The organism is Mesorhizobium sp. WSM4820, assembly GCF_055811075.1.
Genome location: NZ_JBVVQN010000012.1, coordinates 154,903 through 179,395, shown reverse-complemented (window position 1 = coordinate 179,395; position 24,493 = coordinate 154,903). Strand labels below are relative to the sequence as shown.

Here is a 24,493-nt window from a genome sequence, read left to right as displayed (position 1 = left end):
ACCAGTCAAGGGATGGACTGGAGTGGATGAATGGCTGCTGCAAGGACCACACGGCGCAATGGCCGCCGGGAGGCTCTTCTTCAAGCGGCTGCCGAGGTCTTTTTCGAACAAGGCTACGCCGCGACGAGCATCGACGCGATCATCGAACGCGCCGGCGGATCGAAACGCAACATTTACAATGAGTTCGGCAACAAGGAGGGCCTGTTCTCCGCTATCGTGAGGGAAAGCGCAGACAATCTGCTGTCGCCGTTGGTGATCGAGGAAATAGAAGGCCACGATCTGCGGGCGACACTGACGGCGTTCGGCCGGCACTCCATGGACGCCTACATGTCTCCCACTTTGATCGGAATCTTCCGAATTGCCGTTACCGAGGCCAACCGCTTCCCCGACCTCGTGAAGTCGTTCTACGAACAGGGGCCAGGACGGACCGCGGTCCGGCTCGCCGAGGTCCTCGAAGCCGCCAGGGAACGGGGCGAAATCCAGGCGGACGATTGCTTGCGTCTGGCCGGGCACTTTGTAGGCATGACCCGCGACAACCTGCATCTGCAGGTCGTTCTCGGGCTCCGGCCCCCGCCGTCGGACGAAGAAGCGCGGGAGGCGGTTGCTTCTGCTGTGGAAATCTTCCTGAACGGCGTTCGACGCAGCCGGAAGTAGAAGGACAATCGTTGCCGTCAGCATCGGGTCGTTTGGCGAAAAGTCGAGCGACGCGCCCCGTTCGACCAGCAGGCCTCGACGCCGATATGCCTCACGGGCCTCATGAACGATTCGCCTCACATCGTCGGCGCAGACGTTGTCGCGCCGCATTAGATGCTGGATGATAGGATCGTCCAGCATCTCTTCGAGTGTTGGTTCGGAATTCACGGGGTCCATGATCTGTTCTCTTGCCGGTTCGGGCTTGCGGCGCGGGTTTTCACGCGCAACGCGCCGAAGCATCCCAGGGGACGGTCGCGGAAACAGTTCGGCGCCGTCCCCTGGTGCCTTCCATGAAATTATCTGACGTCGGACCTGGAAAGCATCTGCGCCTTGCGGCCGCTCGAAAGCTGGATGATGGCGATCGTCGCTACGCAAAGCCCAACCAAGGCGTGCGTCCACATCGCCGCCTGCGCCGATCCGAAGCCGAGCAGGAACGGAGCGGCTACGCCCCAGCACCCCAAGCCGAGATTGGACCACTCCGTCCATGCTCCGTAGCGGTAGAGTGCCACGGCGGAGCAGCAGGCAATCAGCGCGCCGACGATCCCCGCGTTCCAAGCCGCGGCGGGCATCTCGGTGAACGCGAAGGCAGCGCAGACCAGACCTGCGCCCAGAACGAGGTTGGTCCACTCCAACCCCTTGCTCGGTACTTCATTTGTCATCTTCGTCTCCTTCTCCAGTCCGGCTCCGCACCACGCCGTCGATGTCGGGGGCGGGCCGATGCGAGGAGAATGACGCGGTCCCGCGCAGCAGCCTATTCTACGCAGGCATCTGTCGGGCGATGCTAAGGTCTAGTGCAGCTGAGCGCGGTACTGGCGGAGAATATCGAAGCGCTTGGGGTCACAGCGTTGCTGGGGGTAGGAAACCCGCCTTCTTACTGTCGGACATGCTCCTGCCGAGCAGACCCTTGCGTTGAGGATGCCGATCACAGGCGCCTGTCGGCGAATACAGGGCTGTCTTTCCAGAGGGTGCCAGCCGCCAACCCGGCGTATCCGAGGTCATAGACAGCTTGCATATAGCTGGCGTTGTAAGGATCGAGCATCGAATAGGGGACTTGAGCGTCAATGGTCGCAAGGTGGAAACGTGCCCCGGTCAGTTTGGCATAATTGTAGAGGATAGCCAGTTCGCTCTGGGTCTGTGACTTGAGGAGGATGGAATACGCTCTTGCGATCACGGACAACGTTCGATTCCGCGTGGTGGCGAATTCCGGTATGAGCGCATTGTTTACGATCACATGAAAATCGACACTCTGGTGTTTCCCCGGCACGAGAGGGTTCGTGCTTGCCAGAATTGCCTGCGGAAGTATCAACACTTGCGACGTCGACCCTCCATCGGAATGCATTTCCTGGAAGCGTCGCCCTCCTGACTCGGCTTCGATCATGACCGCCGGATAAACGCCAGGAATGCTCGCCGAAGCGATCATAACGTCCTGAAACAGCTTCAGCGCGTCCAATCGGCCGCTGTTGGCGATGGCGCCCATGTTCCATACGACGGCCCGCTGGGTGTCGAGATTCGTCGTGAGGATCAGGAGGCGGCGGCCTTTGCGATGCTCGGCTGCAACCTGCTGCAGGACCGCTTGTGTGATGAACTCCTCGACCATCCGCCTCATTGGCGTGGATCTCAGCAAGCTCGATCCGATCAAGCCCACGGGAAATTTGGTTGCGACAAGATCGTCGGCGACGCCGCTTGTAAAGAGATGCACCAGCGTGCCGTCATGAGCCGATCCGAGGAACGCGAATGGCGCGATCAGGGCGCCAGTGCTTACGCCGGTGACTACATCAAATTGCGGGCGGGTCCCGGTCTCGCTCCACGCCGAAAGCACGCCGACGCCAAAGGCGCCTGCCGCACCGCCGCCGGAGATCATGAGGACATCGAGGCCATCCGGCTCGGTTGCCGGCGTCCAGTCGCGCACAGCTCCCGCAGCGATCCGAGCGTCGCGATATATCCTGATCTCGCCATAGCCGGCGATCGAAGCCTTCTCTGCTTCCGCCGCGTCAAGGGGTATGTCCGTGGCGGCGATCCGAGTGTCGCAACCCGGGAACCAAACCAATGTCGCGACCAGTGCTGCCAGCCCAACGAGCACCGATACTTTCAAAGGACGCAAATTGGATCTCCCGTGCTTGGCTTCGTGAACGCGGAGTAGTTCGCATATCCGACAGCCGCGGGTCTCCGACGCTTCGGTCGAACAATTCGCTTTCGGCAAAGAGCCTGATTTCCATCAGCCGTGCGCAACGCTGGCAGCACGATATTCGCCGTCAGCCTGACGCATCATGCGGGACAGCATGCTCCTCATTTTTGCCCGACACGATGTCGGTGATGAACCACATCGAGAAGGCTATGTGAAAGGCGCGGCTGTAGTCGATTGATCCAAGGATGAGGGCGAGCAATACCACGGTAGAGATCGCCCGCCGCGGTGACGTCGGCGGACCGCAGTTCTATCCGCTGTGATCGTGGCTCGGCGCGCGCCTGACGCCCGGAATCCACGAAAACTCCAGCGCACGGGACTGCACGACTAGGCAGGCGCCGAGTGCACGAAATGGAGTGCCGATGCGGCTTTCATGGCGAGTCGCAGGACCATCGGAGCCGCTTGAGGGCGCAGCAGCCGATCACCGCGACGGCGATGTCCTGCTCCGAAGGTGAATGACATAGGGCAGGAACCGACGGTCCACGCACCTATACTGACGTCTAGGTCAGCCATTCAAATCGCTAGGTCCGATCACCCTTTGTAGTGTTGCGTTGCCCGCCGCGATACGGGTACGCAAGACCTGACGTAGAGACTACGAATTGGCGGGCATAGCTGACGCAGAGCAAGCTCCGGCCGCCTCGCGTGAGGCGCAGGTCCTGATTGACGTGTGACAGAAGCGCGGTTGATACTGACTGCGTGAACCCAGCCAATTCGTGTTCAGCATATCTCCCCGAGGCCAGAGTCATGGGCGTGGCAACTTCAGGAATCGCAGACAGTCCCATAACAATTTTGGTCGACGATGACGCAACGGTCCGCGACGCGTTGGAGGAGTTGCTGAATTCGGTCGGCATCGACACCATGTCGTTTTCTTCGGGCCAGGAACTATTGGACGCAAAACTGCCGGACCGCCCAGGCTGCCTCGTTCTCGATGTGCGAATGCCGGGTCTGAGCGGCCTCGATCTTCAGCATGTCCTGGCAACCAAAGGCATACTAACGCCGATCGTATTCTTGACCGGCCATGGCGACATCGCGATGGGCGTCCAGGCGATGAAGGCGGGGGCGGTGGATTTCCTAACCAAGCCGGTGCGCGACCAGACGTTCCTTGACGCAGTGTCCACCGCTATCGCCAACGACGTCGCGCGAAGAGCAGCATCGACCGTATCGCGAAAGAACGTGGCACTTTATGAGACCCTTACGCCCCGTGAGCGGGAAGTGCTGAGGCTCGTGGTCTCCGGTGCGATAAACAAGCAGATTGCATCGGATCTCGGCATCAGCGAGATCACCGTAAAGCTCCATCGGAGCAACATGATGAAGAAGATGAACGCAAGGTCCATCTCCCATCTCTTCAATGTGTGGCAGTCGCTTCCAGTCGACAGCCGCTGAGCGGCTTACAATCAGGCATTGGCGCTCCGTAACTGACTCGGACATCGACCGCGACAGGGAGTGGGACGCAGAGGCGGTCTCGAGAGGTCGAAATGGAGCTGACGTCAACGAAACAACGCCGCGCCGTCGCATTGGCGATTGGCGCTGCGAGCGTCTTGCTGGCATTATTCGTCAATGAGCCATACATTCTGCTGGTCGCCGTTGCAGTCATATGCATCTGCATCGGCTGGGAGGCCGGTTTGGTGGCCGTTGCCGCGGCCGGTCTGCTTTCATGCGTGATCCTGTTTTCGCTGGAATTGGGGGCCACAGGCGGCGCGGTCCGGTTGGCGGTATTTGTCATCGCGGCGTTAGCCCTATGGTTCGTGATAAAGATCTTCAGGACCATGAGCTTCTATGACCGGGTCTACCATGATACCGGACCCGGCGTTGCCGATATTCCGGGCCTCGGATGGTCGGCCTCTTCGGATGGCCGCCTTCGCTTGGTCAGTCCCGCGGCGCTCGAGTATGTAGGTGTGACAGCCGATGAGATGCGCCGGATCATGGATGGCGATGATTATCATTGGACACAGTTCATCCATCCGGACGATGTCGAGGCGAGCATGGGGCGATGGCGTCACAGCTTGCAGACGGGCGAGCCTGTGATCGACGAGCACCGTATGCGTCGGTTCGACGGAACGTATCGATGGTTTCGCGACACCGGCATTGCTTCGCGCAATGAGTACGGGAGGATAACCGGCTGGTACGGCCACACGACGGATATCGACGATCAGAAGAAGGCCGAAGCTGCGTTGCGTGAGCGCGAGCGCGAACTGCGCCTGCTGGTCGATACAGTCCCCACCATGATCTGGCTGATGACGCCGGCAGGGGTACCGTACTATTTCAACAGACGGTTCGTAGATTGGGCGGGCATCAACTCGATTAAGGAGGAACCGCGAGGCACGCGGCAATTCGCCCCGCATGTAGAGTTGTTCCATCCAGATGACCGGGCGGCCGTCAAGGCTGTGTTCGAGAAGTCCTTTGCCCGTGGAGAGCCACTTCAGCACAAAGGTCGGCTGTGCCGGAAGGATGGCGAATATCGCTGGATTGATTCGCGGTTCGAACCGCTACGCGACGAAGACGGCACTATCCTTCGCTGGTACGGCGTCAACTTCGACATCGACGATGAGGTTCGCGCCCAAGAATCCCTGCGTCTGGCGGACGAACGGCTCGCGCGCGCCTTGCGCGCAGCCAGCTTGTCCGAACTATCCGTGTCCATTGCGCACGAACTCAACCAGCCGCTCCAGGCGGTCGTGGCAAACACCGGCGCCTTCCAGAGATGGCTGAACGCTGATCCGCCAAATTTCAATCACGCCAGCCGTGTCGCCCAAAAAATCATCAGAAACGCTGACGCGGCGGCACAGGTGATCACCCGCATCCGGGCCCTGTTCAACAAGACGGAAGGCGAACCGCAAGCGATCGATCTGAACGCGGTGATCCGCGAAGTGTGTGATCTCCTGGCCGACAAGCTCGCATCGAGCGGCGTCAAGCTGGACCTTCACCTCGATCCCCGCCTTCCCGCGACGGTCGCCGATCATGTCCAGATGGAGCAAGTCGTTCTCAACATCGTCCGCAACGGCATTGAAGCGATGCAGGAAGTCGACAGTAATGTGCGATGCCTGCGAATCGTTTCGCGGTCTCAGAACGACGGAACAGTTGAAGTCGAAGTGCGAGATAGCGGCCGCGGACTTAGCAATCCAGAACGGATTTTCGAAGCGTTCTACACAACCAAGCCGGATGGAATGGGGATGGGTCTGGCAATCTGCCATTCGATTGTCGAGGCGCACCGCGGACGGCTTTGGGCGGAAAATGCCGAGACCGGTGGAGCATCCATAACTTTCAGCCTCCCCGTTGCCGTTGCCGACTCGGCCCAGACGCCCAGCACGACTATAGGCGGCTGAGTGGCCGCTTTAGAGATTGATCCGGGAATCGGCCATCGACTGTCCGATCTCGATGAGCGTGCTGATTAGAATGTACAAAATTCCAAAGACGATTGCGACGCCCAGCACTGCCGGAAGATCGGCGCTGGCAAAAGCCTGGACCGTGTAAAGACCCAGACCAGGCCACCCGAAAACGCGCTCGACGACAAGCAAATTGCCGAAGAGAATGGGAACCTGCAATCTGAGCATGGACAGTGGGGCCGTGGCGGCATTGCGCAAACCGTGGCGCAACAGCACCTTTATCTCGCTGAGACCCTTGCCACGCGCGGTCCGGATGTATGGCTGCCTCATCACCTCGTGAAGCGCACCGTTCAGGCTTCGCCCAACCGCGACGCCAATTGGCAAGGCAAGCGCAAGCGCCGGCAAGATCATGTGCAGCAGCGCGTCGATGCTGACTTCGGGCCGGCCGACCAGTAGTCCGTCGATGACGTAAAGTCCCGTTGGGCCTGCGAAGTCGCGGTAGGCAAGCCGACCCGCTCCGGGAAGCCAATCGAGACGGAACCAAAAAAAGTAAGCGAGAAGCAAGGCCGACAGAAAGATCGGCGTTGAGCCCATCCCCACTATTGCGAACCTTATCCCGCCTGATCCCGGAATCAGGAACTGAAGCGCCGCCATGACGCCGGCGAGCGCCACTCCCAAAACGATCGACGCCAGTCCAAGTTCAAGCGTAGCGGGAAGATATTCCCGTATGTCGTCAAACACCGGCTGTCGCGTCCTTACCGACGTCCCCAGATCCGCATGCGAGAGGCGCAATAGAAAGCGCCCGTACTGAACATGGACCGGGTCGTCCAATCCGAGGTGCTCTCGCATCGCTTCGACAGTTTGCGGCGGAGCGCTGGGCCCGGCAATGGCCCGCGCCGGATCGGCGGGAATAATGCTTTGGAGACCGAAAACAATGAAGCTCATCACCAGGAGAACGACGACGGCGCCGACGATGCTTTTGGTGAGATATGCCAGCACTACGCTCCCCTCAGCGCGGCGCGAATGCCGTCGCCCGCAAGGTTGGCGAGGAGACAGAGGAGAAAGATGATCGCCGCCGGCAGGATCGGCAGCCACCAATGGACCGTGAGACTGTCGAGGCTGCGCGCCGTCATCGCTCCGAGCTCAGGCGCCGGTGCTGGCAATCCAAGGCCAAGGAACGACATCAGCGACAAAGTCATGACGATGTTGGCCACATCCAGCGATGCCCCGATGAGCAAAGCCGGGACGACTCCCGGCAACAAGTAACGCAACAGCAGGCGTGGACCGCTGACCCCGGCAATACGCGCTGCCTCGACATGTGGACGGGCCTTCAGGCGACGGATTTCATCACGGGATATGCGCGCATACCAGGGCCACCAGACAATGGCGATCGCGATCATCGTGTTGCCGAGCCCGGGGCCAAGGGAAGCCACGACAGCGAGCGCGATGAGCGTTGCCGGAAGAACCAAGAACAGGTCGACGATCCGCTGGATCACCAGATCGACCTTGTCGCCCACCAGGCCTGAAATCAGTCCGACCAGGGCGCCCACGGTGAGACTGAAGCCGATAACGGCAAGCGCTGGCAGCCACGTATATTGAGCGCCTAGGATGACGCGCGAGAACAGGTCGCGGCCGATTTCGTCGGTGCCGAACCAATGTCCTGCCGAAGGCGGCAGGTAGGCTCCGGCGACGCGCAGCTGCGGGTCGAACGGCGTAATCCAGGGCGCCAGCACGGCCACAACGGTGACGGCAGGCACGCCGATGATACCGACGCTTTCAAGCCAACCGGCCCGCCGGAAGAAATCGCGCCAGTTGAATCGACGCCGCGCAGGCAGCGTGTCCGGGCTTGGCCCTCCGGTCATCGTCCGTCTCCCGGCTGAAGGGACGGCATCGCCGCCACGAGAGATCGCGTGTAGGAGGACTGCGGTGCGGCAACGATGGCATCGGGATCCGCAATCTCAACCAGTTGGCCGTCCTTCAGCACGGCGACACGGTCGGCGATGATCCTGGCGGCCGCTAGATCGTGGGTGACGAACAGCATGGCCATGTCGAGCCGCCGCCTAAGGTCGCTAAGAAGATTCAAGGTGGTGGCCGCCAGCGACACGTCCATGGCGCTGATTGGCTCATCGCATAGCAAAAGCCTTGGGGGGACGATCACTGCGCGAGCCAAAACCGCGCGCTGGCATTGACCCACCGATATCTCGGCGGGCAGCGCGTCCATCAGGACTGGGTCGAGGCCGACCAGCTTCATGGCCTCCCCGACGCGACGGCGGCCGTAATCGCTGTCCGGCGAAATGGCCCGCAGGCGCTCGCCGATCTGCTCGCCGATCGTGAGCCACGGCGTCAGCGCCGCCACGGGGTCTTGAAATACGACTTGCGGAGGAAGCTTGTCGAAGCGTGTGACAGTACCGCTCTCGGGGACCACAAGCCCGGCAGCAATCCTCAGGAGGGTAGACTTGCCGGCGCCACTCTCGCCCACCAGGGCCACGCACTCGCCAAGCTTGATCGAGAGGTTGACCGACCTGAGAACAGGCTGCGGTTGACGCCCTCCCCAAAACGATCTGGCGCCAGTCGGGAATGTTTTTCCGATGTTAGACAGCCTCAAGGCGGCGGTTTCCTGGATTGCCTGGGCCGGCCATGATTTCGCACCAGCGCGCTGCGTTGCGAGAATTGCGGTTTGCTCGTGATGAAGGCAGGCGACTGCGCCACCATGGACAGAAGCAGGCTCCAGCGGTGGGCGGATCGCCATGCAATCCGGCTGGGCGATCGGGCAACGTTTCGCGTAGGCGCAGGCGTTTTCAACATTTATGGAGGGCGTGTGCTCGGACGGGAGCGTGGGAAGCGGGCGCAGTCGATCGGAGTCCAGATCGAATCGAGCGGCGAGCAGGCCGGCGGAATAGGGATGCGCGGCATTGCGGGCCACGTCCTGCGTGCGGCCCATTTCAACGATGCGTCCGGCATAGAGAACGAGGACGCGGTCGGCCAGTGATGCCGCCACGGTTAGATCGTGCGTAACAAACAGAATTGCCGTCTGCTGATCGCGGGCAAGATCGCGCAGCAGGTCGAGAATCTGCGCCTGCATGATGACGTCGAGCGCGGTGGTAGGTTCATCGGCGATGAGAAGCTTCGGTCTTGCCATCATCGCCATGGCAATAAGCACGCGCTGACGCTGCCCCCCCGACAGGCGATGCGGAAGCGCATCGGCGATGCGTTCCGGATCAGGCAGGCCGGTTCGGCTGAGCCAGTCTTCGATCGATCTCTCGGAGCCCCCATTGGATTCGCGCATTTGGCGGCGGATCGTCATGGTGGGATTGAGCGCACCCATCGGATCTTGCGAGATGGCGCGGACGAGGTGGCGGCGGGCCGCCTGCCAAGTATGCCTTCCCGCGCCGACAAGCTCGATCCCCGCAAGCCGGATCGAGCCTGCCACCTGCGGAAGGTATTCGCGCGGCAGGAGCCCCTGAAGCGTCAACCCGATGCTTGTCTTGCCGGAACCGCTTTCCCCGACCAGCGCGATGATCTCGCCCGGAAACATGTCGAAACTGATGCCATCGAGGACGCGGGAGGGACGGCCTTCGCGGCTAAGAATGACCGACAGGTCTTTGACCGCGAGGACGGGCTCGGTCACGGATTCGGACATTCGGTGCGAAAGCTTGACCATAAGGGACGAGCCTGCCCTGGTTCTGGAATTCAGGGTCCCCAGCGAACGGTGGCGAAGTCGATGTTGCCGGGTGGGTTCACGGAACGGAGTCCAAGGTCCTTCAGGCCCTTAGCGTGGACAACCACATCATTGACGTCGACGAGCGGGATGACGATGCCGGCATCGAAATACATCTGCCCCGCTCTCTCGTAGAGAGCGTCGCGTTCCTTGACGCCGGTCATTTGTCCGGCCTGGTCCACAATGGCGTCCGCTTCCGGCAGCACCCGCCCAAAAAAGTTGAGGGAACCGCTCTTTGTGAAAAAAGCCTTTGCCTGGCTCTCCGGATGAGCGGCGTCCGGTCCCGCGATCGTGAGTAGCAAATCGGGAGGGTTTGGGTCGTCTTTCAAGGTGTAGGCAGCGCCGGCGGGCAGCACGTAAGCCGTTGCTTTTACGCCGATCGACGCCAGTTGCGCTATCATCAAGTCGGCGACGCGGCCATAGCTCGGGGCCGCGCTGTAGAGACCGATGGTCAAATTGACCGCGCCATGTCTGGCGACCGCGGCTTTCGCTGCCTCGAAGTCGGTCGGAAACCGGATCGGATTCACTGGGTCGAGCATCACGTTCGGATAAACCGACTTCGACACGCCTGCGAACTCTCCAAAGGCGTCCTTGACCCACAGCGCTGGGTTGATCGCTGTCAAAACGGCATTGCGGACCTCCGCGTCGTCGAGCGGCGAATGCGGCTTAACGAAGAGATAGTACGGTATCATGCTCGGGGCGGCAGTGATCTCCAGCCCCCCCGGCAGGCTGGTGAGTTGCGCGAACGGATAGTCGATCGGCACGGCATCGATCGTACCGGCTTGCAATTGAAGTATCTGCTGGCTGATATCGGGCACGACCGAAATCTGGATCTGCCGGAAGAACGGTCGGTCACCCCAGTAGTCGTCGTTGCGCTCGAGCCCATAGCGCTGACCGCGTTTGAATTCCGACAGTTTGAATGGACCTGTGCCGATCGCATGCTCATTGAGCCAGGTCGTCGCAAAGTCGCTGTTGTCATGCTCGGCGAGCGCCGTCGGGCTGATGATCTTGGGTCCCCACGGACTGGAAAGGGTATCAAGGAGCGACGGCTGAGGATGACCCAGCGTGAGCACGACCGTCGAATCGTCGGGCGCCCTCATGTCCTTCACGTTGGCCAGGAAGTAGCTCAGGATCAGTCCACCATCGCGGCGGCGCTTGAACGACTGTATGACCGCCGCCGCATTGAATGGAGTGCCATCATGGAACTTGACACCATCGACTAGGTGAAAGGTGTAGGTCAGCCCGTCGTTCGAGATCTCCCAGCTCTTGGCGAGCAGACCAACGATCCTGGTCGAACCCGGCTCGTATTCGACGAGCCCTTCATAGACATTGTTGATTGCGCTGATCCCGCCGACCTCGAAACCGTTGTCCGGATCGAAAGTGCCGATATCGGCCACGTAGGGTATGCGCAGCACCTCTTGTGCGTAAACCGGCGCAATCCAGACCAGCAGACCGAGGGCGAGTCCCAGCATGCGCAGCCCGAAGCTGCGTTTGTAAGATCGCTTGGCCCGGTATGCGTATATCTCCATCAAGAATTCCCGTTGGCCTGGTACTTCACTACGGACTGCGGGAAGGCCACCCGCAGTCAATTCCTGGCCAACGAGGCATTCCACGCTCTTGTCCAAGTCATCGTCACCGATGCCATCAAGGTATTCTTGCGGCGCTTGGCATCGATGCGGACACTCGGACATTTTCGCCACGGTACCTCAGCCCGCTGATCGCGGTCTATGAGCATCAAGCAGAGGTCACCCTATCCCCAGGGTATAGATCGTAGCGCCCCGGACAGGTATGTGAACGCTTGCAGACGCGCATCCGCTAAGAACGCGCTTGCAACCGACTAAGCCCAGACGGGAACGCTGGCTGCTGCAGGAATTGACCGAGTCCTGGCAGGCCGCGTGGAGTGCTGACAGGACTGCCTATGTGTCGGTAGTCGAGTCGTAGCCGCGCTCCGGCGTGCCTCAAAAATTCACGGCGAACACAAAAATGCGGATGGGCGCCCAGTGCGACGAGAACTTGCCGGACCGGTATGCTCGCAATAGTGCCCGAGCAGGCCGGCAAGCTGCTGGCATTATGAGGCGGGCTGGTGGCGGTCCTCGATATAGCTTTTGACTTGCGCCATCCCATCCCAGCGGCGCCGGGCTTAGCCGTCGCACCCGACCGAGCAGAGCGTCCTAGAGGTAGGTCATAGTCTCCCATACTTCGGCATCGTCCAACCGATCCTACCGTTTGATAGGCTGGTGCCGCGGGTTCCACGAACATTGGCTGCATCGGACGGCGGCCCTTGCCGGTTTGGCAGGGGGTGCGTCCAGCCACCCCCTTGAATCTCCCGACCACCCCGGAGGCGTCGATGAGCACCGTCTCTTTCCTCAACATCGGCATGCACGGCTACATCAACCCGACGCTCGCGGTCGTGGCAGAGCTCGCCCGGCGCGGTCACACGGTGACCTATCACACCTCCCCTGCGTTTGCGGCCCAGATTGAGACCGTTGGTGCGAAGGTCTACCTCTACTCTGGGGGCGACCTGCCCTTGCCGGATCCGCCGATCCCCCTCGCGATGCTGGAAGAACTCGCTCGGACCGCCCTCGGCCTGTTGCCCGGCGTGCTCTCGGATCTGCGCGCCATACGGCCCGACCTGATCGTGCATGGGGCGGCCTGTCCATTGGGCGCGGTGGCCGCGCGTGAGCTCGGTGTGCCGGCGGCCGCCACGTTCACCACGTTCGCCTTCAACGGGCAGGTGCCCAGCCCCACCCGCCTCTCCCGTGACTTGGTGGCCGCCGCAGCCGCCCGTCCTCGCATCGGCTGGAGCTACGTTTGCGCGCGCTGGGCCCTGCACCGCGGCTACGACACCGGCGGGCTGCCCCTGATCGATCTGATGAACGCCCGCGAGCCGCTGAACCTGGTCTTCACATCCAGCGCGTTCCAGCCTGGAGCCGACGCGTTCGACCCCTCGTACCGGTTCGTCGGGGCGAGCGTCGGATCCCGCCTGACCGATCCGGGATTCGACGCCGCCCGGCTGGAGGACCCCGTGCTGTACGCTTCGCTGGGCACGGTGTTCGATGGGGGGCCCGCCCTGCTGCGGACCTTCGCGACCGCGCTGGCACCGCTGGGCGGCACCGTTGTCGTCTCGACCGGGTCCACGGAACCGGCAGACCTGGGTCCGCTGCCAGCCAACGTGCTGGCCCGCCGATCCGTGCCGCAGCTCCAGGTGCTGGACCGGGCGGCGCTCTTCGTGACCCACGGCGGCATGAACAGTGTCAACGAGGCGATGCGGACCGGGGTGCCGACACTCGTCGTGCCACAGGGGGCAGACCAGCCAATGGTGGCGCGGCGGGTTGTAGAGCTCGGTGCCGGCCTCGAGCTCCGCACGGACGACGCCACTGCAGAGACGGTGCAGGCGCTCGCCCGGAGTCTGCTGGACGAGCCGCGCTTCCGCGAGGCAGCAGCCGCACAGGGCGCCGCACAAAAGCAGGCCGGCGGCGCCCGGCGTGCCGCCGACGAGCTCGAGCGGTATCTCGACGACGTGCTCGGAGGCATCGCGACCGATCGAGCACAGGGGCGCTGAACCATGTCGACGACGGTCGCCGTACTACTGGTCCTCGCCGGGCTTTCCGAGAGTGCCGGGCGGGTGCTGCCCCTGGTGGCGCGCAGGCCCAAGCTGTCCCCGCGGCTCGTGGCCGGTCTGATGGTGACCGGCACCGTCGTCGAGGGCACGGTGATCGCGCTGTGGCCCCTTGCCACATGGACCGTCGCCGACCTGGTGCAGCCGGTCGTGGCGCCTGACGCGGCCCCGCTGCCCAGCACGACCGGGCTGGCCTGGACACCCGCCCTGGTCGCCCCGCTGCTCCTGGCCGCCGTCCTCGCGTTCCCGCTCCTCGGGCCGTTCCTGCACATGCTGCTTATGGCCGGTGTCGGAGCAGGGCTGGCCGGCCCACTCGCCGCGGCGTCGGGACTGGGCTGGTGGACCGCGGTCGGGTGCATCGCCGTCGCGGGGGTCGGGCTCGCGGTCACGGTCGAGGTTGTCCGGCGGCTGATCGCCAGGATCATCGCCGGCGCGCGGGAGCGGGAGTCGATCGTGTGAGCGAGCACCTCCTGCTCGTCGCCCTCTTGGCGCTCGGCCCTTTCCTGCTCGCCGAGGGCCTGCTCGCCCGCTACGAACTCATGGTCTATACCATCGGCCGGCGCGCACCGGCCGCCACGCTCCCACCGGAGGTGCCCTACGCCAGGGGGGCCGATCCAGGGCGGCCGCCGGACGCCTACGTGGTCTACCTGGACGGGATCGGCAAGCGCCGTCTCACCGATACGCGCGATGGCGGCCAGCTCGTCAAGGCCATCATCGCCGGAGCACCGGAGTTGCGCGTGCTGGGCCAGGTCCAGCCCTACTCGCCCCTGGCGGACCCGCTCGTAGGGCGCCCGGTGTGGGATTGGCTACGGCGGCACGTCGGTATTACACTGTTCCTGCACAACGTCATGCAGACCTTTGTGGCCGCCGATCGCCGATACCGCCCGCTGTACAACCGGGCAGTGGGTGCCCAGATCGTCGACCAGCTCCGGCTCGCAGGGTACGAGCCCGCTAGCGGCATACCGGTCGTCCTGCTCTGCTACAGCGGTGGTGCCCAGGTGGCCACCGGCGCGGTCGAAGAGCTGTTCGCCCAGCTCCGCGCTCCGCTGTTGCTGATCACGCTCGGCGGTTTCCACAACGGCGCCAACGACCTCACGCATGCGCTCCACCTGTACCGGCTCACCAGCGCGAACGACTGGATCGAGCGGGTGGGCATCGGACTCTTCCCCCAGCGTTGGCGCCTGTGGCGGCGCAGCGCCTGGAACCGGGCCCTGGACGCCGGGAAGATCACGGTGTGTTCGCTCGACCCGGCAACGCACGTCGGCCCGCAGAGCTACATCAGCCCTACGGCGCGGCTCGTCGACGGGCGCAGCTATCTCGATCGCGCTACCGAGATCGTGATTGAGATCATCCGGCGCGACTGCACAACGAAAATGCTCGGAGGGAGATAAAGCTACGAATCGAGGCTGAAACCTTCCTCGACGAGAGCTTGGTTGGGCCCACCATTTTTCTTTGTTATCAATAGGTTATAATGGGTGCTGCCAAGCCGATTTGGCAGCATTTGGCAGCGCGCCGGCAGCAACGAAAAAGGGCGGCCCGCGCCGCCCCGGTTTCTTTGCTGACGATCCGCAGCGGCGGCGCTGCCGCCGGCGATCATGGTAAGCCTCAAGCCGCTTTGTGCCCTCGACGGCATGCCCAGCGTCGCGATCGCCTCGACGGTCACTTCGTTGTGATGGCGTCTGGCACGAACCGATCGGTCCCCTAGCTTGGTGCTGATCCGATCACCCTAGTTTTGGTAACCGCTGTAGCAAATCCGGAGGTACAGCATGGCAGAATTGAGCCGCAGTCAAGTTCCGGGATCCACGAGATTGGGCATCTCTCGTCGGACGTTCCTGAAGCACGGTGGCACCTCGGCCGTAGGGGCGGCGTTGCTGGAAGCAGGGGCAGCGCAGGCAGCCGTTGATGGTTCTATGCAGGACGATGCCAACGAAGTGCTTGGCCCTGGTCTGATCCCGATCGATCTCACGATAAATGGACGACGGGTCCCGGTGCATGCGGAACCCGCCACCACGCTGGTCGACGTCCTCCGCAATCACCTCGGCCTGACCGGCACCAAAATCGGCTGCGATCGCGGAGCCTGTTCTGCCTGCACGGTCTGGCTCGACGGTCAGCCTGCCAGCAGTTGCATGACGCTGGCGCTCGACGCCCGGGGCAGGAACATCACCACGATCGAGGGGCTGGCCGAGGGCGGCAAGCTTCATCCGGTCCAGCAGGCGTTCATCGAGCATGACGCCCTTCAATGCGGATTCTGCACGCCCGGAATGGTAATGAGTTGCGCAGCGCTCATAGATCGTAAACCCGACGCCGGCATCGACGAAGTGAAGGCCGCGATAAGCGGTCACTTGTGCCGCTGCGGCACCTATCCGAACATCTTTGCGGCAGTGCTCGCCGTCGCCGGCGAGAATCGGAGGAGGGGCACCTGATGGCTACCGAAAATCAGGCACGGGCCGACCGGCCTTCGTTACGGTCCCAGTCCTTGCTCTACGGTATCGTCGGGCAGGAGATGAGGCAGGTGACTCGGCAGGTGCCGGACGATGAGCCGCCGCAGTTGCCAGTGAACGCCGAACTGCGCTCCATCGGCAAGTCGATCCTGCGGCTCGATGCCGTGCAGAAGGTGACGGGCGCGGCGAAATACACATTCGACGTGCAACTGCCGGGAATGCTCTACGCACGGCAGATCGTCTGCCCATGGCCGCATGCCAGGGTGATCTCGATCGACACCTCGGCGGCGGAGCGTCACCCCGGCGTCCGTGCTGTACATGTGCTCGAGACACTGCTGCAATCCGCCAGGCTTCGCGATCCGGAGGCCGAGGCCCGCAACAAATACCCGACGGTCCGCTTCGCCGGCCAGACCGTTGCCGCGGTCGCCGCCGAGACGCAGCGGATCGCCGACCAGGCGGCGAAGCTCGTTAAGGTCGAATACGAGCGCTTGCCGCATGTCACTGACCTCGATGCGGCAATGGACGATGAGGCACCGATCGTCTTTCCAGGACCGGTCGAGCAGCCATCAACGGCCGGCGGCGGCGGCGCACCGGAAGGCTTGCCGCAGAAGGGCAATGTGCGCGGTCCCAACTTCGGCATGCCGGGTATGACGCCCACGGGCGATATCGACCAGGGCCTGGCGGAGGCGGACGTGATCGTCGAGGCCGAATATCGCACGCAGGTTCAGACTCATGTGCCGATGGAAACACATGGCATCGTCGCGGATTGGCAGGATGACGGGCTGACCATTTATGCCTCCACGCAGCACACGCACAGCGTGCGCGATGAGGCCGCCGAATATTTCGATCTGCCCAAGAGCAAGATCCGGGTAATCAGCGACTTCACCGGCGGCGGGTTCGGCGCCAAATATGGGATCAACAATTTCGGCCTCCTCGCCATTCATTTGTCGCAAAAGGCCGGCGCGCCCGTGCGCATGATGCTGGACCGCCGTGAAGAGCATGTTTCGGCGGGCAATCGACCCAACAGCTTGCAGCGCGTACGGATCGGCGCCAAACAAGATGGCACCCTTACCGCCATCGACGTCATAAGCTGGGGCACTGGCGGCATCGCTGGGGGCGCCGGCATAGGCTTCTGCTACAATGCGCTATATCCGTGCCCGAACATGCGCACCGAGCAGTATGACGTGTTCACGAATGCCGGCCCGTGCGCGGCTTTCCGCGCACCCGGACAGGTGCAGGGCATCTTCTCGCTCGAGCAGGCGATGGACGAACTCGCGGATCGGCTGCAACTCGATCCGCTGATCCTGCGCGATCGCATCGACACAAAGCCCACCGACGACATGCTTGCACGGGCACATGAACGCAAGGTCGCGGCCGAGCGGTTCGGCTGGAGCCGCCGGCGTCCGCCGAACGCCGACGCCGGGCCGATCAAGCGGGGGATCGGCATGGCGCAGGCGCAGTGGGTGTATGTCGTCAGCCCTCCGACGACGGTGGAGGTGCGGGTCGCCGATGACGGGTCGGTCTCCGTCTACAACAGCACGCAGGATGTCGGCACCGGCACGCGGACTGTGCTTGCCCAGGTGGTTGCAGAGGAGTTCGGCCTCAATGCCGAGGACATCGGCGTCTTTATCGGCGACACGCGGTTCCCGTGGGGACCGCCGTCCGGCGGCAGCCGGGTGACTGCGTCGGTGACCGCGCCTGCCCGCAATGCGGCCTATGCGGCGGCACGCGACCTGGCCGCGCGCCTCGCACCGCTTTTCGACGACGCCGATCCCGATGACATTTTCTTCGCCGACGGCAAGGTGGGCGTCCGCGGCAAGGAAGGGGCCGCAAGGCCGCTCAAGGATGCAGCCAAGGAAGCCAAATTCGGCGAAATCTCGAAACTCGCCAAGCGGCACGACGACTATGAGGGATTTGCGGTGCCGGGAGAGCTCTCCATCAGCCGGCATGGGCTGGGCGGTGTCCAATTCGCCGAGGTGGCGGTCGATGTCGAGACCGGCGTGGTCAAGGTCGAGCGCATCGTCGCTGCCAGCGATTGCGGCAGGCCGATCAACCCCAAACTGGTCGAGAGCCAGGTGATCGGCGGCATCATCCAGGGTGTCAGCTACGCGATCTACGAGGACCGCATCATGGACGCGGCGAGCGGCCATCAACTCAACGCCAACGTCGATCAATACAAGATGGTCGGATCACGCGAGACTCCGGCGATCGAGGTGCTGCTCATGGAGCAGATCGGGGCGCAGTCGTCGACCGACGCGCGAGGCATCGCCGAGGCAAGCAATGTGGCGACCAGCGCCGCGATCGCCAATGCATTCTACAACGCCACCGGAAAGCGGATCCGCACTTTGCCGATGAACCCGGCAAATGTGCTGGCGACGCTCAGCGCCTGAGATCGGCCAGAAGGAGTCCATCATGGCCATGAACAGCTTCGAATGGGTGGATGCCACGACGATCGAGCAGGCAGCAGGTCTGCTTGCCGAAAGCACCGAGCAACGCCCCGTCATCGCCAAGGCGGGCGGGATCGACCTTCTGGACTTGATGAAGGAAGGGATTCTAGCGCCGATGCGACTTGTAAATCTGAAGACCATCCGCGGTCTCGACGAAGTCGACACGGAAAACGGGCTGTCGCTCGGCGCGCTTGTGACGCTGGACCGCATCGACAACGATCCACAGATCCGCGCGCGCTACTTGGCGCTGTCGGATGCTGCCGGACATGCGGCGACGCCGCAGGTCCGCAACGCCGCAACGATCGGGGGCAATCTGCTGCAGCGGCCGCGCTGCTGGTATTTTCGGCACGATCATTTCCATGGCGAAGGTGCAGATGAGATGGGGAGCAGGGGCGCTGACGAGAACCAGCATCACGCGATCTTCGACAACGACAAAAACGCGATGGTCCAAGCCTCGACGCCGGCAACGGCACTGGTCGCCTATGATGCAAGCGCCGAACTTGCCGGCGGCGCCAACGGCTCACGCGTCGTAAAGCTCTCGGATTTCTTCTTGCCACCCGAAATGCAGCGCGCTCACGATGCCAGGATCGAGACTGGCGAGGTTATGACGCGCGTAATCGTTCCGCCGCTGAACGCCGGGGCGAAGGCCGCCTACCGCAAGCAGACCGAGCGCGACAGCTACGACTGGCCGATCTGCGATGTGGCGGTGGTGCTGACGATGGAGGGCCAGACAGTGCAAAATGCTTCGATCGTGATGGGATGGGTCGCACCAACGCCTCGCCGCGCCGTCGAAAGCGAACGTCTCCTCATCGGCAACAGGCTTACCGACGACTTGGCGCGACAGGCGGCCCGTGCCGCGGTGGCCGGCGCTACCCCGCTGGCGAAGAACAGCTACAAGGTGCCTGTGCTGGAGACGGTCGTTCGCCGCACGATCCTGGCCGCTGCCGCGGGCTAGCGTCCTGGGGGCGTCCAAAATGGGTTCGGCAACTTCGCAGCCACACGCGGCGCCGGCAGTCTGCCGACGGTTGCGCTCCAAGGGCGCACCCGGGACAGGTTACGGGAGCGGCGTCGACTTCAACGCAGGCTACAGTTCGACCGCAACATTCTGGTGTACCGCCACGGCCGGCGTCGTCGGGCCTGATGACTCCTACGTCCATCCGCACGTATGCATAAGCGCTCGGATATGCTTCCTGAGTCCTTCAGAGCAGGATCAAGTTTCATGATATTTGTGGAGAAGGCGACAGCCAGCTGTTGTGGGTTTGATTAACTCAACTCTGGGTAGCAAGTCGTCTCTCTATGTGAGCGCCGTGACGACGGTTGGCACGCGGCTCACGGCAACCGGCCATTGAGCGTGCATGGTGTCACCGAGACTCAGGAACCCGCTGGTTCGGCTTCAGCCTGAATCCGGCGCCTCATCGGCTCGGCGTCTACTCGGCTGCGCCGCTCTCGGAAGCCAGGGTCGGGCCGGCTTCAGGCCGCCTGCGCCGGAATGTCCTGCGCAGAGCAACGTAGAAGACCGGCGTCAGGAAGAGGCCGAACAACGTCACGCCCAGCATGCCGGAGAACACGGCCGTGCCGAGCGATTGGCGCATTTCCGCGCCAGGCCCGCTGGCGATCACTAGTGGCACCACGCCCAGGATGAAAGCGAACGCCGTCATCAGGATCGGCCGCAGCCGCAGCCGGCAGGCCTCGACAGCCGCCTCGACGGCGTCAAGGCCGCGCTCCTCACCTTGGCGCGCGAATTCGACGATCAGGATCGCGTTCTTCGCCGCCAGGCCGATGAGCACGATCAGCCCGATCTGCACGAGGATGTTGTTGTCGAGACCGCGGAAGGCGACGCCCAAGAGGGCGGCCAGTACGCTGAGCGGGACGATAAGCACGATGGCGAAGGGCGTAATCCAGCTTTCGTATAGCGCGGCGAGCACCAGAAAGACGAACAGAACCGACAGGCCGAAGATGAAGACCGCCGTGTTGCCGGTCTGCCGCTCCTGGAAGGCGAGTTCAGTCCATTCGAAGGAAGTGCCCTGCGGCAGCGATTCGGCTGCGATCCCCTCCATCAGGTCGAGCGCCGTGCCCGTGGCGACACCGGGCGCTGCATTGCCCTGAAGCGGCACGGAGACATACATGTTGTAGCGCTGCACGAGCGAGGGACCGGTGACGTCGCGGATCTCGATCAGTGTGCCGAGCGGCACCAGGTCGCCGGCCGCCGAGCGCACCTTCAGCTTCAATATGTCGTCGCGATCGATGCGGAAAGCCTGGTCGGCTTGCGCCCGCACCTGGTAGACACGACCGAAGGCATTGAAATCGTTGACGTAGGCGGTGCCTAGATTGATCGACAGCGTCTCGAAGATGTTGGGGATCGGCACGTTCAGCATGCGCGCCTTGTCGCGGTCGATCGCCAGGAAGAATTGCGGGCTGGAGGCCGAGAAGGTGGTGAAGACGCCCATCAACCCGGGCGTCTGGTTGGCCTTGCCGGCGATTTCGTTAGCCAGCGCCAGAATCGGCCGCATGTCGGCGCTGTTGCGCTCCTGGAGCATCATCTTGAAGCCGCCGGAGTTGCCGATGCCCCGCACTGGCGGCGGCGGCAGCGCGATAATGAAGGCCTCCTGGATGCTTTGCAGGCTGCCAAACAGCGTGCCGATGATCTTGTCGGAAGTATCGCCGCTCTCGAGCCGTTCCTCGAAGCTCTTGAATGGCGCGAAGATCACGCCGGAATTGCTGGCGTTGGTGAATGTCGCGCCGTTGAATCCTGCGAAGGCGACGGCGTTGGCGACACCCGGGGTCCCGCGGATGATATCCGACGCCTTCTGGATGATTGCGTCCGTTCGGGCGAGCGAAGAGCCCTCCGGCAATTGCACGACGACGATCGCATAACCCTGGTCCATGTTCGGGATGAAGCCGCGCGGCACCGTCTGCAGCATGTGATAGGTCGCGTAGAGCAGGCCTGCGAAAACGAGCAGCATGGCGGCAAGCGCCAGGGTCGTGCCGACCAGTCTGTGCACCAGCCAGGCATAGCCGTCCGCCATCCTGTCGAACCCGTTGTTGAACCCGTTCGCCAGAGCGCGGCCGAACCTTGCCAGGAAGAAGTTCGAATGTTCCTCGCTGTGCGGCTTGAAAAGCACGCCGGCGAGAGCCGGCGAAAGCGTCAGCGAGTTGAATGCGGAGATTGCGGTCGAGACCGCGATGGTGATGGCGAACTGCAGGTAGAACTGGCCGGAAATCCCGGGAATGAAAGCCGCCGGAACGAAGACGGAGATCAGCACCAGCGAGATCGCGAGGACCGCGTTTCCCACTTCATCCATGGTCTTGTGCGCAGCGGCGCGCGGAGCGAGCCCCAGCCGGATGTTCCGCTCGATATTTTCCACAACCACGATGGCGTCGTCGACAACGATGCCGACCGCCAGCACCAGCCCGAACAGAGTGAGCATGTTGAGCGAGAAGCCGAAGGCGAGCAGCACGGCAAGCGTGCCGATCAGCGAGACCGGTATCGCCACGATCGGCACGATCGCCATGCGCCACGACTGCAGGAACACTATGATGACGATCACCACCAGCAGGATCGCCTCGGCGATGGTGACATAGACCTCGTTGATGGATTCGGCGATGAACTCGGTCGGATTGTAGATGATCTCGTAGGCCAGCCCCTTCGGGAAATCCTTCGAAAGCTCCGCGATGGTCGCCTGGATTTCTTCCGCCGAGGCCAAGGCATTGGTGCCCGGCCGCTGGAAGATGCCGAGCGCCACCGCGGCCTTGTTGTTGAGATAGGAATTGGTGACGTAGTCCCTGGCGCCGAGCTCTATGCGCGCCACGTCCTGCAGGGAGATCAAGCGGCCGTCCTCGGCCGACTTGACAATGACGTAGCGGAAGTCGCGTGCGTCTTCAAAGCGCCCTTGCGTGGTGACCGTATACTGGAAGGCCGAGCCGTCGCCAATCGGCGGCGCGCCGATCGAGCCGCCCGATACCTGGACGTTCTGGTCGCGCAGCGCCTCGACTACGTCGCCTGCGGTCATGCCGTAGGCGGACAGCTTTTCCGGGTCGAGCCAGACGCGCAGCGAATATTCGCGCTCGCCGAAGATCTGCACGTCGCCGACGCCGTCCAGTCTCAGCAGGACGTCGCGCACGCGCGAACGCGCATAATTCGAGACGTAAAGCTGATCATATGTGTCGTCGGGCGACAGCATATGGACGACCATCATCAGGTCGGGCGAACTTTTCGCCGTGGTGATGCCGAGCCGGCGCACCTCTTCCGGCAGGCGCGCTTCGGCGATCGAGACGCGGTTCTGGACCAGCACCTGCGCCGCATCGAGATCGGTGCCGGGGCGGAAGGTGATGGTGAGCGACATCGAGCCGTCGCCGGAGGAATAGGACGACATGTAGAGCATGTGCTCGACGCCGTTGATTTCCTGTTCGATCGGCGTCGCCACGGTCGCGGCGACCGTCTCGGCGTCGGCGCCCGGATAGGAGGCGCGCACCACGATGGTCGGTGGCGCGATTTCGGGATATTGCGCGACTGGAAGCTGCGTATAGGCGATGCCGCCGACGAGCACGAGCACGATCGACAGCACCGCCGCGAAGATCGGGCGGTTGACGAAGAAATGGGCGAAGTTCATTGCGTCTGCCCTTCGGCTTCAACCTTGGGCGGCAATTTGGTCATCTCGGACTTGACGGTGACGCCCGGCCGCACTCGCACCAGCCCGTTGACTACCACGGTCTCTTGGCCGGTGAGGCCCTCGCGGATAACGCGATAGCCGTCGATGCGCGGGCCGGTGCGGACCGGCTTGGCCGAGATCAGGCCTGCCTGGTCGACAACGAAGACGATGCGGCGGTTCTGGTCGGCGCCGATCGCCTCGTCAGGCAGAAGCACGCCCGGATGCGGCAACGAGCCGGGCACGTTGATGCGGCCGAACATGCCCGGCTGCAGCACGCCGTCCTTGTTGTCGAAGCGCGCCCTGGCCCGCATCGTGCCGGTAGCTTGGTCCAGACGGTTCTCGGCGAAGTCGAGCTTGCCCTTGAACGTCGCTTCATCACGGTCGGCGACACGGACGACAACGTCGACGCCGCCGGCGCCCTCCTGCATGACGCCGCCGCGCTCGCGGGCGTCGCGCGCATAAGAGAAGTAGGTCCGCTCATCGATGTCGAAATAGAAGTTGATCGGGTCGATCGAGACGATGGTGGTCAGCACGGTCTGGTCGGCCTGCACCAGATTGCCCGGCGAGATTAGCCGGCGGTCGACCCGGCCGGAAAACGGCGCCTTGATCTCGGTGAATTCGAGATCGAGACTTGCGTTTTCAAGTGCCGCCTCCGCGCCGTCCAGTTGCGCTTGGGCGGCGAGATATTCGCGGCGGCGGTCGTCCAGTGTCGAAACCGGTATGTTGCCTTCGCGCGACAGGGTCTCGGCGCGTTCGAACTGCATCTTGCTGAATTCGACCAGGGTCTTGGCCGAGTCGACCTGCGCCTGCGCCTGGTTCAGCGCCGCCTTGAACGGCCGCTGGTCGATGGTGAACAGGAGGTCGCCCTGCTTGACCAGCGTACCGTCCTGGAAATGGACCTGGTCGAGATAGCCGCCGACGCGGGAGCGTAGCGAAACCTGGTCGACGGCTTCGAAACGGCCGACGAACTCATCGTCCTCGACGATATCGCGCACCAGCGGCTTGGCTACCGTGACGACGGGCGCGGGAGGCGCTTCCTGCGCCTGTGCGGCCGGGGCCGCGAGCAAGCCGAGCGCCGCGAAGGCCGCGGCGGCGAGCCATTTTGCAGGGACGTTTCTGCTGGAGGGGGCGGCCAGAGAATCGTGGCGGAGACGTGCAGTGTGAACCATGGTTACCCCTCGTAATCGGTCCTTCATGCGAAGTCCGTAACATCTAGGCAGCTTGTGTGCCGCACAAATCAATTTTTTGTACTGACCACCACAACTGACAGCTTGCTATTGAACAAACATCGAACATCGTCAATCTTGACAAGGAAGCGGCTAACCGGGGAGCGCGAACGCACATCTCGCGTTTATCCGCTGCGTAGGCATCGCCATGTGCTCGAGCCAAAGCGGATCTGACAAGCCATTGCGCATCCCGACGTG

At 63.0% G+C, this 24,493-nt stretch carries 19 protein-coding genes; 9 read left to right on the top strand and 10 right to left on the bottom strand.

Features of this window, described 5'->3' with window-relative positions; all coding sequences use genetic code 11:
- The first annotated feature begins 30 nt into the window (after nucleotides 1-30).
- Complete coding sequence (locus AC0L2R_RS20440) at nucleotides 31-654, top strand: TetR/AcrR family transcriptional regulator C-terminal domain-containing protein (RefSeq protein WP_473511135.1); 624 nt, start codon at nucleotides 31-33, stop codon at nucleotides 652-654.
- A gap of 335 nt (nucleotides 655-989) precedes the next feature.
- Here the strand turns inward: AC0L2R_RS20440 and AC0L2R_RS20435 are convergent, their stop codons facing one another.
- From AC0L2R_RS20435 to AC0L2R_RS20425, 3 genes are all read right to left on the bottom strand, one after another.
- Nucleotides 990-1,352 (bottom strand): SPW repeat protein, encoded by a 363-nt coding sequence (locus AC0L2R_RS20435; protein ID WP_473511134.1) that lies wholly within the window; start codon nucleotides 1,350-1,352, stop codon nucleotides 990-992.
- Between the two features lie 263 nt (nucleotides 1,353-1,615).
- Nucleotides 1,616-2,794 carry a patatin-like phospholipase family protein gene (locus tag AC0L2R_RS20430; RefSeq protein ID WP_473511132.1) on the bottom strand — a complete coding sequence of 393 codons (1,179 nt, stop codon included), beginning with the start codon at nucleotides 2,792-2,794 and terminating at the stop codon, nucleotides 1,616-1,618.
- Between the two features lie 151 nt (nucleotides 2,795-2,945).
- Nucleotides 2,946-3,083 carry a hypothetical protein gene (locus AC0L2R_RS20425; protein WP_192357996.1) on the bottom strand — a complete coding sequence of 46 codons (138 nt, stop codon included), beginning with the start codon at nucleotides 3,081-3,083 and terminating at the stop codon, nucleotides 2,946-2,948.
- Nucleotides 3,084-3,619: 536 nt separating this feature from the next.
- Between AC0L2R_RS20425 and AC0L2R_RS20420 the strand changes: the two genes are divergently transcribed.
- Nucleotides 3,620-4,258, top strand: coding sequence for a response regulator transcription factor (locus AC0L2R_RS20420; RefSeq protein WP_202367412.1), 639 nt, complete (start codon nucleotides 3,620-3,622; stop codon nucleotides 4,256-4,258).
- Between the two features lie 92 nt (nucleotides 4,259-4,350).
- The gene (locus AC0L2R_RS20415) at nucleotides 4,351-6,195 is read left to right on the top strand and encodes a PAS domain-containing sensor histidine kinase (RefSeq protein ID WP_473511130.1); all 1,845 of its coding nucleotides are present in this window, start codon (nucleotides 4,351-4,353) and stop codon (nucleotides 6,193-6,195) included.
- A 9-nt stretch (nucleotides 6,196-6,204) separates the two neighbouring features.
- On the opposite strand, the gene AC0L2R_RS20410 is transcribed toward AC0L2R_RS20415, so the two are convergent.
- Genes AC0L2R_RS20410 through AC0L2R_RS20395 form a run of 4 tightly spaced genes read right to left on the bottom strand, consistent with a single transcriptional unit; the run spans nucleotide 6,205 to nucleotide 11,538 of the window.
- Nucleotides 6,205-7,290, bottom strand: a complete 1,086-nt coding sequence (locus tag AC0L2R_RS20410; RefSeq protein WP_473511212.1) for an ABC transporter permease — start codon at nucleotides 7,288-7,290, stop codon at nucleotides 6,205-6,207.
- Nucleotides 7,194-8,057 carry an ABC transporter permease gene (locus AC0L2R_RS20405; protein ID WP_473511129.1) on the bottom strand — a complete coding sequence of 288 codons (864 nt, stop codon included), beginning with the start codon at nucleotides 8,055-8,057 and terminating at the stop codon, nucleotides 7,194-7,196. Before AC0L2R_RS20405 ends, AC0L2R_RS20410 begins: the two co-directional genes overlap by 97 nt.
- Nucleotides 8,054-9,856, bottom strand: coding sequence for an oligopeptide/dipeptide ABC transporter ATP-binding protein (locus AC0L2R_RS20400; protein ID WP_473511127.1), 1,803 nt, complete (start codon nucleotides 9,854-9,856; stop codon nucleotides 8,054-8,056). Before AC0L2R_RS20400 ends, AC0L2R_RS20405 begins: the two co-directional genes overlap by 4 nt.
- 29 nt (nucleotides 9,857-9,885) lie before the next feature.
- Nucleotides 9,886-11,538, bottom strand: a complete 1,653-nt coding sequence (locus AC0L2R_RS20395; RefSeq protein WP_473511125.1) for an ABC transporter substrate-binding protein — start codon at nucleotides 11,536-11,538, stop codon at nucleotides 9,886-9,888.
- A gap of 722 nt (nucleotides 11,539-12,260) precedes the next feature.
- On the opposite strand from AC0L2R_RS20395, the gene AC0L2R_RS20390 reads away from it, so the two are divergent.
- The 3 genes from AC0L2R_RS20390 to AC0L2R_RS20380 are packed head-to-tail and all read left to right on the top strand — an operon-like array spanning nucleotide 12,261 to nucleotide 14,923.
- Nucleotides 12,261-13,475, top strand: coding sequence for a macrolide family glycosyltransferase (locus tag AC0L2R_RS20390; RefSeq protein WP_473511123.1), 1,215 nt, complete (start codon nucleotides 12,261-12,263; stop codon nucleotides 13,473-13,475).
- Nucleotides 13,476-13,478: 3 nt separating this feature from the next.
- On the top strand, nucleotides 13,479-13,991 hold the full coding sequence (locus AC0L2R_RS20385) for a hypothetical protein (RefSeq protein ID WP_473511122.1): 513 nt from the start codon (nucleotides 13,479-13,481) through the stop codon (nucleotides 13,989-13,991).
- Nucleotides 13,988-14,923 carry a hypothetical protein gene (locus AC0L2R_RS20380; RefSeq protein WP_473511120.1) on the top strand — a complete coding sequence of 312 codons (936 nt, stop codon included), beginning with the start codon at nucleotides 13,988-13,990 and terminating at the stop codon, nucleotides 14,921-14,923. Before AC0L2R_RS20385 ends, AC0L2R_RS20380 begins: the two co-directional genes overlap by 4 nt.
- Nucleotides 14,924-14,925: 2 nt before the next feature.
- On the opposite strand, the gene AC0L2R_RS20375 is transcribed toward AC0L2R_RS20380, so the two are convergent.
- Entirely contained in the window at nucleotides 14,926-15,129 is a 204-nt protein-coding gene (locus tag AC0L2R_RS20375; protein ID WP_139172669.1) for a hypothetical protein, read from the bottom strand.
- A gap of 169 nt (nucleotides 15,130-15,298) precedes the next feature.
- Between AC0L2R_RS20375 and AC0L2R_RS20370 the strand changes: the two genes are divergently transcribed.
- From AC0L2R_RS20370 to AC0L2R_RS20360, 3 genes are read left to right on the top strand one after another with little or no spacing between them, the layout of a single operon-like run.
- Nucleotides 15,299-15,955, top strand: coding sequence for a (2Fe-2S)-binding protein (locus tag AC0L2R_RS20370; RefSeq protein WP_473511118.1), 657 nt, complete (start codon nucleotides 15,299-15,301; stop codon nucleotides 15,953-15,955).
- A complete protein-coding gene (locus AC0L2R_RS20365) occupies nucleotides 15,955-18,363 on the top strand; it encodes a xanthine dehydrogenase family protein molybdopterin-binding subunit (RefSeq protein ID WP_473511116.1) in 2,409 nt (802 codons plus the stop codon). The genes AC0L2R_RS20370 and AC0L2R_RS20365 overlap by 1 nt, the downstream gene beginning before the upstream one ends.
- 22 nt (nucleotides 18,364-18,385) lie before the next feature.
- Nucleotides 18,386-19,375 (top strand): FAD binding domain-containing protein, encoded by a 990-nt coding sequence (locus AC0L2R_RS20360; RefSeq protein WP_473511114.1) that lies wholly within the window; start codon nucleotides 18,386-18,388, stop codon nucleotides 19,373-19,375.
- Nucleotides 19,376-19,847: 472 nt separating this feature from the next.
- Here AC0L2R_RS20360 and AC0L2R_RS20355 read toward each other — a convergent pair whose 3' ends face one another.
- On the bottom strand, nucleotides 19,848-23,030 hold the full coding sequence (locus AC0L2R_RS20355) for an efflux RND transporter permease subunit (RefSeq protein ID WP_473490885.1): 3,183 nt from the start codon (nucleotides 23,028-23,030) through the stop codon (nucleotides 19,848-19,850).
- The gene (locus tag AC0L2R_RS20350; RefSeq protein WP_473511112.1) at nucleotides 23,027-24,238 is read right to left on the bottom strand and encodes an efflux RND transporter periplasmic adaptor subunit; all 1,212 of its coding nucleotides are present in this window, start codon (nucleotides 24,236-24,238) and stop codon (nucleotides 23,027-23,029) included. The genes AC0L2R_RS20355 and AC0L2R_RS20350 overlap by 4 nt, the downstream gene beginning before the upstream one ends.
- Nucleotides 24,239-24,493 lie beyond the last annotated feature (255 nt).

Bases quoted from the DNA above. Each gene is read 5' to 3' on its own strand.
- AC0L2R_RS20440 (WP_473511135.1), top strand. From the start codon at position 31: ATGGCTGCTGCAAGGACCACACGGCGCAATGGCCGCCGGGAGGCTCTT.
- AC0L2R_RS20435 (WP_473511134.1), bottom strand. From the start codon at position 1,352: ATGACAAATGAAGTACCGAGCAAGGGGTTGGAGTGGACCAACCTCGTT.
- AC0L2R_RS20420 (WP_202367412.1), top strand. From the start codon at position 3,620: ATGGGCGTGGCAACTTCAGGAATCGCAGACAGTCCCATAACAATTTTG.
- AC0L2R_RS20415 (WP_473511130.1), top strand. From the start codon at position 4,351: ATGGAGCTGACGTCAACGAAACAACGCCGCGCCGTCGCATTGGCGATT.
- AC0L2R_RS20405 (WP_473511129.1), bottom strand. From the start codon at position 8,057: ATGACCGGAGGGCCAAGCCCGGACACGCTGCCTGCGCGGCGTCGATTC.
- AC0L2R_RS20400 (WP_473511127.1), bottom strand. From the start codon at position 9,856: ATGGTCAAGCTTTCGCACCGAATGTCCGAATCCGTGACCGAGCCCGTC.
- AC0L2R_RS20390 (WP_473511123.1), top strand. From the start codon at position 12,261: ATGAGCACCGTCTCTTTCCTCAACATCGGCATGCACGGCTACATCAAC.
- AC0L2R_RS20385 (WP_473511122.1), top strand. From the start codon at position 13,479: ATGTCGACGACGGTCGCCGTACTACTGGTCCTCGCCGGGCTTTCCGAG.
- AC0L2R_RS20375 (WP_139172669.1), bottom strand. From the start codon at position 15,129: ATGATCGCCGGCGGCAGCGCCGCCGCTGCGGATCGTCAGCAAAGAAAC.
- AC0L2R_RS20370 (WP_473511118.1), top strand. From the start codon at position 15,299: ATGGCAGAATTGAGCCGCAGTCAAGTTCCGGGATCCACGAGATTGGGC.
- AC0L2R_RS20365 (WP_473511116.1), top strand. From the start codon at position 15,955: ATGGCTACCGAAAATCAGGCACGGGCCGACCGGCCTTCGTTACGGTCC.
- AC0L2R_RS20360 (WP_473511114.1), top strand. From the start codon at position 18,386: ATGGCCATGAACAGCTTCGAATGGGTGGATGCCACGACGATCGAGCAG.
- AC0L2R_RS20355 (WP_473490885.1), bottom strand. From the start codon at position 23,030: ATGAACTTCGCCCATTTCTTCGTCAACCGCCCGATCTTCGCGGCGGTG.
- AC0L2R_RS20350 (WP_473511112.1), bottom strand. From the start codon at position 24,238: ATGGTTCACACTGCACGTCTCCGCCACGATTCTCTGGCCGCCCCCTCC.